The following is a 13,382-nucleotide window of genomic DNA, read 5'->3' as shown; positions in this document are numbered from 1 at the left end:
CCGGGCCGGCGGTGGGTTTCGCCCTCGTCGTGGGTGGCGGCCCGGCCGGGCCCCCCCCCCCCCCGCGGCGTCGTGTGGCGGCCGGCCCCCGCGTGGGGGGGGGCCCCCCCCCCCCCCCCCCCCCCCACCACCGCCTTGTCCGCATACGTTCTTCCCGCTGCGAGCCGCCGGACCAACGGCGGCTCCCCATACGGGAGATCGGGGGTGCGGACGTGCGTATAGGACTGCTCACAGAGGGTGGCTATCCATATCTGAGCGGTGACGCCAGGCCCTGGTGCGACCGGCTCGTGCGCGGGCTGGAGCAGCACGAATTCCACATCTACGCGCTCAGCCGCACCGCACGCCAGGCGAACGAGGGCCACGTCCCCCTGCCGCCGCAGGTCAGCCGGGTGCACACCGCGCCCCTGTGGACCGCCGCCGACGACGGAGCGACCTACGGCCGCCGCGCCCGCCGCCGCTTCACCGAGGCCTACGGCGACCTCGTCACCGCCCTGTGCACGGGCGGCGTCACCAACCCCGCCGCCACCGCGACAGAGGCCACCGCAGTTGAGGCGGACCGTTTCGGCAGCGCGCTGTACGGACTCGCCGAACTCGCCCGCGACGAAGGCGGCCTGGTCGCCGCACTCCGCTCCGAGACCGCAGTACGCGCCCTCGAACGCGCCTGTCGCACGCCCGGCGCCCAACGCCCGGCCCGAGAGGCCCGCCTCCCGGAACTCCTCGCCGTCACCGCCCACCTCGAACGCGCCCTGCGCCCCCTCTCCCTCGACTGGTACGACAACGACGGCCTCGGCACCGTCGACCTGTGCCACGCGGCCTCCGGCGGCGCCGCCGCCCTGCCCGGACTGCTCGCCCGGCACTTCTTCGGCATCCCCCTCCTGGTCACCGAGTACGGCGTCCACCTGCGCGGCCAGTACCTCGCCGCCACCGCCGCCCCACCCGCTGTACGCTCCCTGCTCGCCGCCTTCCACGGCCGCCTCGCCGGCGAGATCTACACCCGCGCCACCCTCGTCACACCCGGCAACGCCCACGCCCGCCGCTGGCAGGAACGCTGCGGCGCCGACCGCGCCAAGCTCCGCACCATCCACCCCGGCATGGACGCCGCCCCCTTCGCCGAGATCGGCGAGGCCCCCGAGGGCGCCGACCCCGACACGCTCGTCTGGGTCGGCCGCGTCGAACCCGCCAAGGACCTGGTGTCCCTGCTGCACGCCTTCGCCGAGGTGCGCAAGGAGGAACCCACGACCCGACTGCGGATCATCGGCACCCCGGCCGGCCCCGAGGGCGAGGCCTACCTCGGCCACTGCCGTGCCCTCGCCGCCCAGCTCTTCCCCGACGAGGCCGACGGACTCCACGCCGTCGGTGACAACCCCGTCTCCTTCGAGGAGATCGGCGGCCCCGACCTGCCGACACTCGCCGACGCCTACGGATCGGGCGCGGTGAGCGTGCTCTCCAGCGTCGTCGAGGCCTTCCCCGCCGGGCTCGTGGAGGCCATGTTCTGTGCGCGGGCCACCGTCTCGACCGACGTCGGCGCGGTCGTGGAGGTCATCGGCGGAACGGGGCTCGTGGTACCGCCGCGCAACCCCAGGGCGCTCGCCGAGGCGTGCGTGACACTGCTGCGCGACCCCGAACGCCGTGAGCGCCTCGGTGCCGCCGCCCGCGCCCGCGCACTCGAACTGTTCACCGTCGAGCAGAACACCACCGCGTTCCACGGCCTCTACCTGGAGATCGTCTCCCACACGCCGGTACGGCGCCCGGTCCTCGACGCCACCGGCGACCCCGTCCCGTTCGCCGTCCCGGCCGAATCCCACGTCCCCGGCCACTGGACCGACGCCACCCGCCCGCTCCGCCCGGCCTGGGCCACACCCCCGGCCCACACCAACGCCTTCCGGGCAGCGGAGGGGGCGTGATGAACGGGAGGGGAGAGACGGCGGGCGTGGGCACGCCGGAGGGGAGCGGTGGCCTGGACCGGCCTGGTACGCCGGTCAGCCCCGGGGGCTGGGACGACCGGTCGCGGGGTTGGCTGGACGGGGGGACGGAGGCCCTGGAAGGAGAGACCGTGGCTCTGGAGGGGGAGAGCGAGGCTCTGGAGGGGGAGAGCGTGGCTCTGGACGGGGAGACCGAGGTTTCGGCGATGCGAGTGAACGGTCCTGCACTGGAGGGTGGGGGTGGGGGTGGGAGTGGGGGTGGAGTTGGCGTCTGGGGCGCCGATACTTCTGCCGCCCCCGCCCCCGCCCCCGCCCCCGCCCCCGCCCCCGCCGAACCTGCCGTCGACCCTGGTGTCGAAGCCACCCCCGTCCCCCCCGCCCCCGCCCCCCTCGACCGTGAGGTCGGTGGTGGGGTGCGGCTCGGGCGGGAAACCGGTGTCGGTGCGCGCCGGGGTCGTTCCGACGCGCCTCCCGCCCGTCGGCAGCCCGTGCCCCGGCGTGCCGCCGCCGACCCGGTCAAGGCGCTGCTGCACCGGCACCGCCGCCTGTGCGAACGGGCCGTCGACCCCTTGGAGATCGCCGCCGCACTGGAGGCCCACGGCGTCACCGACCGCACCGCCACCCGCTTCAGGCACCGGGACGTCTTCTCCCTCGCGGAGGAGATGTACGCCCGTGTCTCCCGCGACGAACAGACGGCACCACCCCCGCAGCCCCCCGCGCCCACCCCGGCCCGCACCGGCTGGGCCCTGCGCACCCTCCTTCCCGGCCTCCTCTGCGCGGCGACCGTCACCGGCCTGCGCCTCACCGACGGCCGCCCCCGGCTGACCGTGGCCGCCGTCGGCCTCCTCGCCGTTGCCCTCGGCCTGCGCGCGGCCCTCAAGCGCGGCCCCCTCGCCCGCGAACCCCGTTCCCTCGCGGCGGCCTTCCCGTACCGATCCGGCCTGCGTACCTGGACGTTCTGGCTGCTCGGCTACCTCCTCCTGGGCGACGGACTCCTGGACGCCGCCGTCGCCGCGGGCCCCGACGTCCTGCCCGACGGCACCCCCGACGGACCTTGGCCCCTCGCCGCCGCCCCCTTCCTGGCGCTCGCCCTGTCCTGCGCCCCCGCGGCCTGGGGCGCGCACCTCCTCACCGTGCGCGCCCGGCGCACACTGGCGGTCAGTCGCGGTCTCGCGGAATTCAGGGCCTCCGTAAGGCCGTTGCTGCTCGGCGTCTTCGCTCTGTACCTGGGCGCGCTGGCCGTGCTGCTCGCCGCGTCCGGCGCCGTCCTCGGTGAACCCGCGCATCTCGCCCAGGCGCTCACCCTCGGCTCCCTCCTCTTCCTCGCCCGCCTCCTCTTCACACACGGCTCCACCCGCGCGCCCGCTCTCGTCCTCACCGCCGCCGCCACGGCCGAAGCGGTGGCCCTGGCCTCGGTGTTCGCGGGCCGCCTGCCCGGCTGGGCGTTCCTGGCCACCCCCGTCACGACGCTGACCGACACCTGGGGGCCAGGCAGCGTGCCGTCCCTCGTGTGCGCGGCGGCGGCCCTGACCCTGCTGATCCACGCGACCCGCACCCTCACCCGGGCCTCGGCCCACGCCCCACCGGACCCGCCGTGCTGACGCGGCGACCGCCCCTTTCTCCGTCGCCGGCCCCCGGCCCCAACGCCCTCGGCGACCGCACCACTCTCTTCGAAGGAGAACGCCAGATGATCACGTCCCGACCCGAGCGCTCGGCCCCGGGAGTCGCGCGATGAGGGTCCTGCTCATCGGAGCCAACGGCTACCTCGGCCGTTTCGTCGCCGACCGCCTGCTCGCCGACCCGGCCGTCCAGCTCACCGCGCTCGGCCGCGGCGACGACGCCGACGTCCGTTTCGACCTCGCCTCCGGCAGCCCCGGCGCCCTCACCCGGTTCCTGGACGCGGTCCACCCGGGCGTCGTCGTCAACTGCGCCGGCACCACCCGGGGCGGCGCCCGCGAACTCACCCGCCACAACACCGTCGCCGTCGCCACCGTCTGCGAGGCACTGCGGCGCAGCGGCTGCGGTGCCCGACTGGTGCAGATCGGCTGCGGCGCCGAGTACGGCCCCAGCCAGCCCGGTTCCTCCACGGCCGAGGACGCGGTGCCCCGCCCCGGCGGCCCGTACGGCGTCAGCAAACTCGCCGCCACCGAACTCGTCCTCGGCTCCGGTCTGGACGCCGTCGTACTGCGCGTCTTCTCCCCGGCCGGACCCGGCACGCCCGCCGGATCGCCGCTCGGCCGCCTCGCCGAGGCCATGCGCCGGGCCATGCAGTCCGGCGACGGCGAGCTGAAACTCACCGGCCTCGGTGTCCAACGCGACTTCGTCGACGTCCGCGACGTGGCCCGCGCGGTGCACGCCGCCTCGCTCTCGGCCGCCCAGGGCGTCATCAACATCGGCTCCGGCCGGGCCGTCCGACTCCGCGACGCCGCCGCCGTGCTCGCCCGCGTGGCCGGATACGGCGGCGCCCTCCATGAACTCGACGGCCCGCCCGGCGCCCTGCGCGGCCCCATCGGCCACCCCCGGGGCGAGGGCGACCACCTGCCCCCGGCCGCGTACCCGTACCCCGACGGCTGCGGCACCTGGCAGCAGGCCGACGTGCGCACCGCGCGCGACCGGCTCGGCTGGCGGCCCCGCATCAACCTGGAGGAGTCCCTCGCCGACATCTGGATGGAGGCGGCATGCCGCATCTGACCAGCGCCTGCACGGGCGGCACCACCACCGGCACGGCCACCGGCGTCCACACCGGCTTCGGCATCCCCGGCTACGCGCACCCCCTGCTCGCGCCCACCGAATGGGGCGAACTCACCCGCCCCGGCACCCCCTTGCACTGGGTCGTCCTCAACGTCGCCGACGGACCCGGCGCCCGCCCCGACCCGCACTGCCTGGAGGCCACCGGGCGGCTGCGCAACGCGGGCGTGCGGGTCCTGGGCCACCTCGACACCGTCCACGGCGCCCGCGGCTTCGGCGAGTTGCTCTCCGAGGCGCACCGGTACGCCGACTGGTACCGCGTCGACGGCTTCCTCCTGGACCGCTGCCCGACCGAACGCGCCGGTCTCCCCGAGATCCGCCGCACCGTCACCGCTCTGCGCACCCTGCGCGCCGGGGCGCACATCGTCCTCGGCCACGGCAGCCACCCGTACCCCGGGTACGCCGAGAACGCCGACCAGTTGGTCACGTTCACCGGGCCCTGGAGCGAGTACCGCTGGTCGCAGGCGGCCGAGTGGACCGCCGACTACCCGCCCGAGCGGTTCTGCCACTTCGTCCACGGGGTGCCCCTGGGCCACCTCGACGAGGCGCTGCGCATCGCCCGCTGGCAGGGCGCCTCGACGATCTACTTCACCGACCGCACCGATCGCGGCGGCCACCTCGACCCGTGGGAGACGATGCCCGGTTACTGGGACGAGATCGTCTCGCGGATCGGAACGAGTGTCTCGGAATGATGAGGGGCGTGGCAGTGTTACAGGGAGAACAACTGTAGTGATTGACCGATCAACGGAGTCCCCGTGTCGCTGCCACCCCTGGTTGAGCCAGCTGCTGAGCTCACCGTAGACGAGGTCCGCAGGTACTCCCGCCACCTGATCATCCCCGACGTCGGGATGGACGGGCAGAAGCGGCTGAAGAACGCGAAGGTGCTGTGTGTGGGCGCCGGCGGCCTGGGCTCGCCGGCGCTGATGTACCTGGCGGCCGCGGGTGTCGGCACGCTCGGCATCGTGGAGTTCGACGAGGTGGACGAGTCGAACCTGCAACGCCAGATCATCCACAGCCAGGCCGACATCGGCCGCTCCAAGGCCGAGTCCGCGCGGGACAGCGTCCTGGGCATCAACCCGTACGTGAACGTGATCCTTCACCAAGAGCGGCTCGAAGCCGAGAACGTGATGGACATCTTCAGCCAGTACGACCTGATCGTCGACGGCACGGACAACTTCGCCACCCGCTACCTGGTCAACGACGCGTGCGTGCTGCTCAACAAGCCGTACGTGTGGGGTTCGATCTACCGTTTCGATGGTCAGGCCTCCGTCTTCTGGTCCGAGCACGGCCCGTGCTACCGCTGCCTCTATCCGGAGCCCCCGCCGCCGGGCATGGTCCCCTCCTGCGCCGAGGGCGGCGTCCTGGGCGTGCTGTGCGCGTCCATCGGCTCCATCCAGGTCACCGAGGCGATCAAGGTCCTCACCGGCATCGGCGACCCGCTGGTCGGCCGCCTGATGATCTACGACGCCCTGGAGATGCAGTACCGCCAGGTCAAGGTCCGCAAGGACCCCGACTGCGCGGTCTGCGGCGACAACCCGACCGTCACCGAACTCATCGACTACGAGGCCTTTTGCGGCGTCGTCTCCGAAGAGGCCCAGGAGGCGGCGGCCGGTTCGACGATCACTCCGAAGCAGCTCAAGGAGTGGATCGACGACGGCGAGAACATCGAGATCATCGATGTCCGCGAGGTCAACGAGTACGAGATCGTCTCGATCCCCGGCGCCAAGCTGATCCCGAAGAACGAGTTCCTCATGGGCACCGCCCTGGCGAACCTCCCGCAGGACAAGAAGATCGTCCTGCACTGCAAGACGGGGGTCCGCAGTGCGGAAGTCCTCGCGGTCCTGAAGTCCGCGGGCTTCTCCGACGCCGTGCACGTCGGCGGCGGCGTGATCGGCTGGGTCCACCAGATCGAGCCGGACAAGCCCGTCTACTGACCTGACGTCCTTCGCACGGCGGGGGCTTCGCGCAGCGCGTTCGCCGTTGCGGGGAGCCCCCGTCGTCGTCAGGAGCAGACCGTGCCGTCCTTCGGCACCGTGCCCTTGAGCAGGTACGCGTTCACCGTCGAGTCCACGCAGGTGCTCCCGGCGCTGTACGCGCCGTGCCCCTCGCCCTTCCAGGTCAGCAGGACACCGACGCCCTTGCTCAGCTCGTCGGCCATCTTCCGGGCCCCCTCGTACGGGGTCGCCGGGTCGCCGGTGTTGCCGACCACGAGGACCGGTGCCGCACCGGCCGCGCTCACCTCCGGGGTGACGTACTGCCCGGCCACCGGCCAGTCGTGGCACCAGCCTGCCGCGTCCCAGCCGAGGTAGTCCCCGAACACCGGCGAGATCTTCTCGAAGGCCGGCAGCAGCTTCCTCATCTGCTCGGGCGTCGGCCGCTGCCGTTCGTCCAGGCACGATATGACCCGTTGGGAGTGGCTCCCCGTGCCGTAGCGCCCCGAGGCGTCCCGGTCGTTGTAGCCGTCGGCCAGCTCCAGCAGCTCGGAGCCATCGCCCTTTTGGGCCGCGTCCAGGGCGCTGGTCAGCGTCGGCCAGCCGGACTTGCTGTACAGCGGCAGCACGATGCCGGTGGTGGCCAGCGTCTGGGTCAGCTTCCGTCCGGACGACGTGGGCAGCGGCGTCGCGTCGATCCGCCGCAGCAGCGCCGCGATCTTCATGGTGCCCTGCTCGGGGTCCTGGCCGGTCGAGTCGAGGTAGTCGTCGAGCGCCCGCTGAAATCCCCTGGCCTGGTTCTTCGCGTGCCCGACCGTGTCGGCCGTCGGGTCGACGACCGCGTCCAGGACCAGCCGACCCACCCGCTTCGGGAACAAGTGGGCGTAGACGCCGCCGAGTTCGGTGCCGTACGAGATGCCGAAGTAGTGCAGCTTGTCGTCGCCGAGCACCTGGCGCATCAGGTCCATGTCGCGGGCCGTGTCCGTCGTCGACACGTGGGCCATCAGCTTGCCCGCGGCCTTGCGGCAGCCCTGGCCGAAGTCGGCGGCGTCCTGGAAGTACGCCTTCTCCTCGGCCGGGGTGTCCGGGGTGGCGTCGATGCTCTCGGCGGCCTCGATCCGCCGGTCGGTGCGGCAGCGGACGCCCTCGCTGGCGCCGACCCCGCGCGGGTCCCAGCTCACCAGGTCGTACCGCTCACGCAACGCGGACGCCGACGTCGCGTACGACGGCATCGTGGACACCCCCGAGCCGCCGGGCCCACCGAAGTTGAACAGCAGCGAGCCGACCCGGTCCTTCCCCTGGGCCGTGGCGCGGATCAGGGCCAGGCCGATCGTCTCGCCGGCCGGCTTCGCCCAGTCCAGCGGCGCCCTCAACGTCGCGCACCGCCAGTCGCCGCCCGGCGTGGGCGAGTCCGCGGTGGCCTTGCACGGCGCCCAGTCGAGCCGTTGCCCGGTCAGGGACGTGGGCAGCGCGGCCGCCGGAGCGGAGGAGCCGTCCGACGACGGCGTCTCCTTGCCGGTCCTGGCATCGCCGTTCGACCCGGACCCACCGCCACCGCACCCCGTCACCAGCAGCGCGGCGGTGGCGCCGAGCGCCGCCCACCACAGGAATCCCCTCATGCGTGCCCCCCCTCACGAGCCGTCCGCACCGAGTGGCGAACGGCGGTGAGGCCATGGTAGGCGGACCAGGCCGATCCCGTTTGACCCTGTGGATAACCTTCTGACCTGCGACTTTTGCGGGTTTTCGGGCCCGGTCTCAGGAGCAGACGGTGCCCGCCGCCGGTACCTTGCCGTCCAGCAGGTAGCCGTTCACCGCGCTCTGCACGCACTTGTCCTTGCTGTCGTAGGCGCCGTGCCCCTGACCCTTGTACGTCAGCTCCACACCGACCCCCTTGCCCAGGGCGTCCACCATCTTCTTGGCCCCCTCGTACGGGGTCGCCGGGTCACCGGTGTTGCCCACCACGAGGATCGGCGCCGAGCCGGGCGCGCTCACGTCCGGATGGTCGGCGGCACCGGGCACCGCCCAGTCGGTGCAGCTGACCATGGACCAGGCGAGGAAGTCCCCGAACACGGGGGACGCGGCCCGGAACTCGGGCAGCTTGCTCTGCACGTCGGCGACGGTGTACCGGGGCTTGTCGTCGGCGCAGTTGATCGCGATGTTCGCCGCGGTGATGTTGCTGTACTTGCCGTTCTCGCTGCGCCCGTTCATCGAGTCGGACAGCAGCATCAGGACCCGGCCATCCCCGTCGTAGGCCTGCTCCAGACCCTCGGTGAGGTACTCCCAGAAGTCCTTCGAGTACAGCGACTGCGCGATGCCGTTGGTCGCCGCGGTCTGGGTCAGCTCGCGCGGGAAGATGCCGGGGATCGGCTTGCGGCCCAGGTCCTTGAGCAGCTTGGCGATCTTGTTCTTGACGTCCTGGGCGGTGTCGCCGACCGGACAGTCCTTGACCTGCGAGGTGCAGTTGTCGGCGAAGTTGTCGAGCGCCAGTTGGAAGCCCTTGGCCTGCCCGAGCGAACCCTGTTCGGAGTTCTGCGTCGGGTCGACGACCCCGTCGAACACGGCCCGCCCCACATGCCCCGGGAACAAGTGGGCGTAGACGCCGCCGAGTTCGGTGCCGTACGAGATGCCGAAGTAGTGCAGCTTGTCGTCGCCGAGCACCTGGCGCATCAGGTCCATGTCGCGGGCCGCGTCGGTGGTGCGGACGTGCGGCAGCATCCTCTTGGAGTTCTTCTCGCAGGCCGCGTTGAACTTCTTGGTGTTGGCGATCAGCTTCGTGCGCTCGGCCGCGTTGTCGGGGGCCGCGTCCTGCTGGAAGTACGTGTCGAGCTGTTCGTCGCTCTCGCACTGCACGGGCGCGCTGCGGCCGACCCCGCGCGGATCGAAACTCACCAGGTCGTAGCGGGTGCGGAGTTTCGCGTAGTCGGTGCCGAAGGCGGGCAGCGTGGTGACGCCGGAGCCGCCCGGGCCACCGAAGTTGAAGACGAGCGAACCGATCCGTTTGCTCGCGGCGCCGCTCGCCTTCGCCCGCACCAGCGCCAGACCGATCGTGTCGCCCTTGGGCTTGCCCCAGTCCAGCGGCGCCTTCATGGTGGCGCACTCCCAGCGCGCGCCGCCCGGCAGCGGGGACGGGGAGGTGCCGCCGCCCTCCGCCTCGGACGGGGCCGGGCAGTCCTTCCAGCTCAGCTTCTGGGCCCCCAGATCCACGTCCTGGTTGCCGTCGCCGCAGCCCGCCAGGAAGGAGGACAACAGCACGGCGCTGGCGGACAGGGCGGCGGCACGCGCGCGGGAAGGGTTCGACATGAACCCATCCTGCGGTCGGGCACGGCAGGGCGCTCGGGGCCGCGGTCCGTCCGAGGTACGGCCCCACGCGCGCGTGCGGCTAGAGCGAACCCTTGCGGGAGAGGTGGTTGAAGGCCAGCCAGCCCGGCAGCACCGGCAGCCAGAGCGTCAGCAGCCGGAACAGCAGTACGGCCGGGGCCGCGACCTCCTTGGGGAGGCCGATGGCGATCAGACCGACCGTCAGGGTCGCCTCCACGGCGCCCACGCCACCCGGCGTCGGGGCCGCCGAACCGAGCGCGTTGCCCGCCAGGAAGACCACCGCGACGCTCGCGATGCTCAACGACGTCGTCTCGTCGCCGAACGCGCGGATCGAGGCGTCCAGACACATCACGAAGCAGGCGGTCAGCAGCAGCATGCCGCCGATGCCGGTGACGAGCTTCTGCGGCCGCTGGAGCACGTCCAGCATGCGCGGCACGACACCCGCGAACAGCGACCGTACGCGCGTGACGACGAACTTCCGCAGGAACGGCACCGAGGTCACCACCAGGATTAGCACCGCGACCGTCAACAGACCGGCGATGACCGTCCGGGACGGCGACAACGACGGCGTCTTCTCGGTGCCGGTCAGATAGCCGAACGACAGCAGCATCAGGATGTGACAGCCGAGGCCGAACAACTGAGAGGCGCCGACACTCGCCACCGCCAGCCCCGGCCGCACCCCCGCGCGTTGCAGGAAGCGCGTATTGAGGGCGACCCCGCCCACCGCGGCCGGTGCGACGATCTTGACGAACGACCCGGCGACCTGCGCCCCCACCGTCCGCAGGAACGGCACCCGCTCCGGCACGAACCCCAGCAGCGCCATCGCCGCCGCGAAGTAACTGCACGCCGAGAACAGCACCGCCGCCGCGACCCACCCCCACTGCGCGTTGGCGATGAGCGGCCCGAACTCGATGTGGGTGAGCTGCGTCAGCAGGAAGTACGCGCCGATCGCGCCGGCCATGAAACTGATCAGCGTGCGCGGTCTGACCCGCTCCAGCCGGGCCGGTTCGACCGGTGCCTGCGGCCTGATGCGCAGCACCGCGTGCCGGATCAGCGTGAGCAGATCCTCCTCGCGGGCCTCCTCCAGCGCCTCGTCCACGGCCCGCTTCTCGGCCCGCTGCTCGGCGCGTACGGCCTTCTTGTCGGGCTTGTCGAGCACGGGCACGCCCGCGTCGTCCTCGGCCTCCTCCAGGCGCGCCTGCTTGGCGAGCCGGGCCGCCTCCAGGGCCGCTTCCCGCTCACGCTCGGCACGTTCCCGGGCCAGCTTGCGCAGGGTCGCGCGCGAGGTGCGGGAGAGCGCGATGGGCTGGAGCATCGGCAGACAGTCGGCGACGGCGTCAGGACCGAGCACGTTCAACGCGGACGCCACCGTCCGCTCGGCGCCCACCCGCAGCCCCAGGGTCACCAGCAGCTGCGAGACGTCCATGCGCAGCAGCAGATCACCGGCCGCGATCTCCCCGACCCGCAGATCGGTGAGGATCACCGTGCCGGAACGATCCACCAGGATCGCGTCACCCACCAGCCTGCGGTGGGCGATCCGACGGGACTGCAAGGCCCGCACCTGATGCCAGGTGTCACGCAGCAGATCGTCGGTGATCTCGTCGTCGGACAGCGTGTCCAGGGTGCGTCCGCCGGTGTGCTCGTAGATGAGCATCACGGCGTCGGGACCCAGCTCCGAGGTCGCGATCAGCTTGGGCGCGTTGGCGCCGGCCGCGATGGCCGCGTACGCCAGCAGTGCCTCCTGCTCCAGGGCCTGGCGCAGCGACTGGAGACTGCTGCGGGTGGCGAACCCGCGCAACGTCAGATTGCGCCACGCGCGATAGAAGAACCCCTGAGCCTGCTGTTCACGGTCGACGACCGTCACGTCCAGCGGTGGACCGTCCTCCAGGGTGACGAAATAGCGCCGCCCCCGGTCACCGGTCTCCGGCGTCTCGTGCACCTCCTGGCGCGCGGCGCTCACCGGATGGAAACCGACGTGCCGCAGACCCGCCATCAGCGTCTGCCCGGTCGGCCGGACGTTGGGCGACCCCACCGCGTACAGCGTCCCGTAGGCGACCGTCCAGCCGATCAGCACCGTCAGGATGATCGAGAACGGCGTCGTGTAGCCGGTGACGAGCATCGAGAACGCGTCGAGGAGCAGCACGATCCACAGCACCGCACGCCAGCGCGGACGCCGGGACATGCCGACGGCGGTCATGTACGCGATGACCGGCGCGAGATAGCCGTGCACCGGATCGGTCAGGGCGTGGATGTCGCTGGGGGAGGGCTGGGTGAGCGCTTCTTGGATGGACGCGGGGGCCCCCTTGGCGACCCACAGGTCGGTCGCCAGGGTCACCCCGTGCGCCAGGACCGCCGCGAGCACACCGTCGGCGATCCGCAGCCCGTCCCGCTTGATCAGCCGTTCGATGGCGAACGCCACCGGCACCAGCAGGATCGCGATGCTGGAGGCCAGACCCGCGATCTTGATGAGCAGGTCGGGCGCCTGCCCGGTGCCCTTGTTGATGTCCTGTTCGAGCCCCGAGGTGGTGCCGTGCGCGAACGCGGCGATGCCGAGCACCACGACGACGGCCAGCACGCCCACCAGGAAGCGCATCAGGTCCGACGGGCGGTGCACGCGCGCGGGGAGCAGCGGTTCGTCGCCCTCGACCTCGTCGACGTGCGCCACGTCCGGAACGTCGTCGTCGCGCACCGGCCTGGAGCGGCCCGCGGACCGGCCGGTGCGCTTCGGGGCGTCGGCGTCGGCGTCCGGGCGCGACGGAGCGTCAGAGGCGCTGTCCGCGTCCTCCGGCTGCGCACCCTGCTGTTTCATCGCCTCTTCCTGGTCTGGTATCACCGGTCACCGCCCGCACGATGGTGGCATGCCCCACCGACACACAGGGGCATCAGGGTGCAAAAGCGGGATCGCACAGTCTGCCCGAAGCGCCGCCGAGGGGCGAGGCGCACGCACGGTCGCCGGGGCGTCACCTTGTCGGTGGGGTGGGGCAGGATGGTCGGGATGAGCGAGCAGAGCTTTTCCCGGGACCCGCGCGCGGAGCAGGCCGACGCGCTTCCCGAGTACGCCGAGCGCGTCCTCGACGTCGCCGAACTGGTGCCGCCCGGGCGTGTCATGACGTACGGGGACGTCGCCGAGTGGCTGGAGGAGGGCGGACCCCGTCAGGTCGGCCGCGTGATGGCCCTCTACGGAGGCGCCGTCGCCTGGTGGCGGATCGTCCGCGCGGACGGCGCCCTGCTGCCCGGTCACGAACTCGACGCCCTCGGCCACTACCGCGACGAGGGCACGCCCCTCAAGGAAGCGAGCCGGGCCGCCCAGGGCCACCTGCCGCGCCTCGACATGCGACGCGCACGCTGGGACGGCGGCGGACACGCGGAAGGTCACACCTGACAGCTTCCGCCATCCGTCACCCCGGCGTACGGCCCATGACCCGTACGGGGGAACGGGGGCACGACCGCGGTATGCCGTACG

Annotated in this window: 9 protein-coding genes; 6 read left to right on the top strand and 3 right to left on the bottom strand. The window is 72.3% G+C overall.

Annotated features, from left to right (window positions below):
- Window positions 1-212: 212 nt before the first annotated feature.
- The 5 genes from ACIQOU_RS16200 to moeZ all read left to right on the top strand — a co-directional run bounded on the left by ACIQOU_RS16200 (window position 213) and on the right by moeZ (window position 6,604).
- The gene (locus ACIQOU_RS16200) at window positions 213-1,904 is read left to right on the top strand and encodes a DUF3492 domain-containing protein (protein WP_401537337.1); all 1,692 of its coding nucleotides are present in this window, start codon (window positions 213-215) and stop codon (window positions 1,902-1,904) included.
- A gap of 224 nt (window positions 1,905-2,128) precedes the next feature.
- Window positions 2,129-3,523, top strand: coding sequence for a hypothetical protein (locus ACIQOU_RS16195; RefSeq protein WP_401537365.1), 1,395 nt, complete (start codon window positions 2,129-2,131; stop codon window positions 3,521-3,523).
- 130 nt (window positions 3,524-3,653) lie between these two features.
- Complete coding sequence (locus ACIQOU_RS16190) at window positions 3,654-4,613, top strand: NAD-dependent epimerase/dehydratase family protein (protein WP_401537336.1); 960 nt, start codon at window positions 3,654-3,656, stop codon at window positions 4,611-4,613.
- Window positions 4,601-5,362, top strand: coding sequence for a spherulation-specific family 4 protein (locus tag ACIQOU_RS16185; protein WP_401537335.1), 762 nt, complete (start codon window positions 4,601-4,603; stop codon window positions 5,360-5,362). The genes ACIQOU_RS16190 and ACIQOU_RS16185 overlap by 13 nt, the downstream gene beginning before the upstream one ends.
- A 63-nt stretch (window positions 5,363-5,425) precedes the next feature.
- Entirely contained in the window at window positions 5,426-6,604 is a 1,179-nt protein-coding gene (gene moeZ, locus ACIQOU_RS16180) for an adenylyltransferase/sulfurtransferase MoeZ (protein WP_401537334.1), read from the top strand.
- Between the two features lie 68 nt (window positions 6,605-6,672).
- Here the strand turns inward: moeZ and ACIQOU_RS16175 are convergent, their stop codons facing one another.
- The 3 genes from ACIQOU_RS16175 to ACIQOU_RS16165 form a co-directional block, all read right to left on the bottom strand.
- Window positions 6,673-8,220 (bottom strand): alpha/beta hydrolase, encoded by a 1,548-nt coding sequence (locus ACIQOU_RS16175; protein WP_401537333.1) that lies wholly within the window; start codon window positions 8,218-8,220, stop codon window positions 6,673-6,675.
- 136 nt (window positions 8,221-8,356) lie between these two features.
- Window positions 8,357-9,901 carry an alpha/beta hydrolase gene (locus tag ACIQOU_RS16170; protein ID WP_401537332.1) on the bottom strand — a complete coding sequence of 515 codons (1,545 nt, stop codon included), beginning with the start codon at window positions 9,899-9,901 and terminating at the stop codon, window positions 8,357-8,359.
- Window positions 9,902-9,980: 79 nt separating this feature from the next.
- On the bottom strand, window positions 9,981-12,728 hold the full coding sequence (locus ACIQOU_RS16165) for a YbhN family protein (RefSeq protein ID WP_401537331.1): 2,748 nt from the start codon (window positions 12,726-12,728) through the stop codon (window positions 9,981-9,983).
- Between the two features lie 186 nt (window positions 12,729-12,914).
- Between ACIQOU_RS16165 and ACIQOU_RS16160 the strand changes: the two genes are divergently transcribed.
- Window positions 12,915-13,301 (top strand): MGMT family protein, encoded by a 387-nt coding sequence (locus ACIQOU_RS16160; protein ID WP_401537330.1) that lies wholly within the window; start codon window positions 12,915-12,917, stop codon window positions 13,299-13,301.
- Window positions 13,302-13,382 lie beyond the last annotated feature (81 nt).

It is taken from the genome of Streptomyces sp. NPDC091279, from assembly GCF_044757465.1.
GTDB lineage: Bacteria > Actinomycetota > Actinomycetes > Streptomycetales > Streptomycetaceae > Streptomyces.
The sequence above is the reverse complement of the archived record's forward strand: the minus strand, read 5'-3'. Positions and strand labels throughout refer to the sequence as shown.

Bases quoted from the DNA above. Each gene is read 5' to 3' on its own strand.
- ACIQOU_RS16195 (WP_401537365.1), top strand. From the start codon at position 2,129: ATGCGAGTGAACGGTCCTGCACTGGAGGGTGGGGGTGGGGGTGGGAGT.
- ACIQOU_RS16190 (WP_401537336.1), top strand. From the start codon at position 3,654: ATGAGGGTCCTGCTCATCGGAGCCAACGGCTACCTCGGCCGTTTCGTC.
- ACIQOU_RS16185 (WP_401537335.1), top strand. From the start codon at position 4,601: ATGCCGCATCTGACCAGCGCCTGCACGGGCGGCACCACCACCGGCACG.
- ACIQOU_RS16175 (WP_401537333.1), bottom strand. From the start codon at position 8,220: ATGAGGGGATTCCTGTGGTGGGCGGCGCTCGGCGCCACCGCCGCGCTG.
- ACIQOU_RS16170 (WP_401537332.1), bottom strand. From the start codon at position 9,901: ATGTCGAACCCTTCCCGCGCGCGTGCCGCCGCCCTGTCCGCCAGCGCC.
- ACIQOU_RS16165 (WP_401537331.1), bottom strand. From the start codon at position 12,728: ATGAAACAGCAGGGTGCGCAGCCGGAGGACGCGGACAGCGCCTCTGAC.
- ACIQOU_RS16160 (WP_401537330.1), top strand. From the start codon at position 12,915: ATGAGCGAGCAGAGCTTTTCCCGGGACCCGCGCGCGGAGCAGGCCGAC.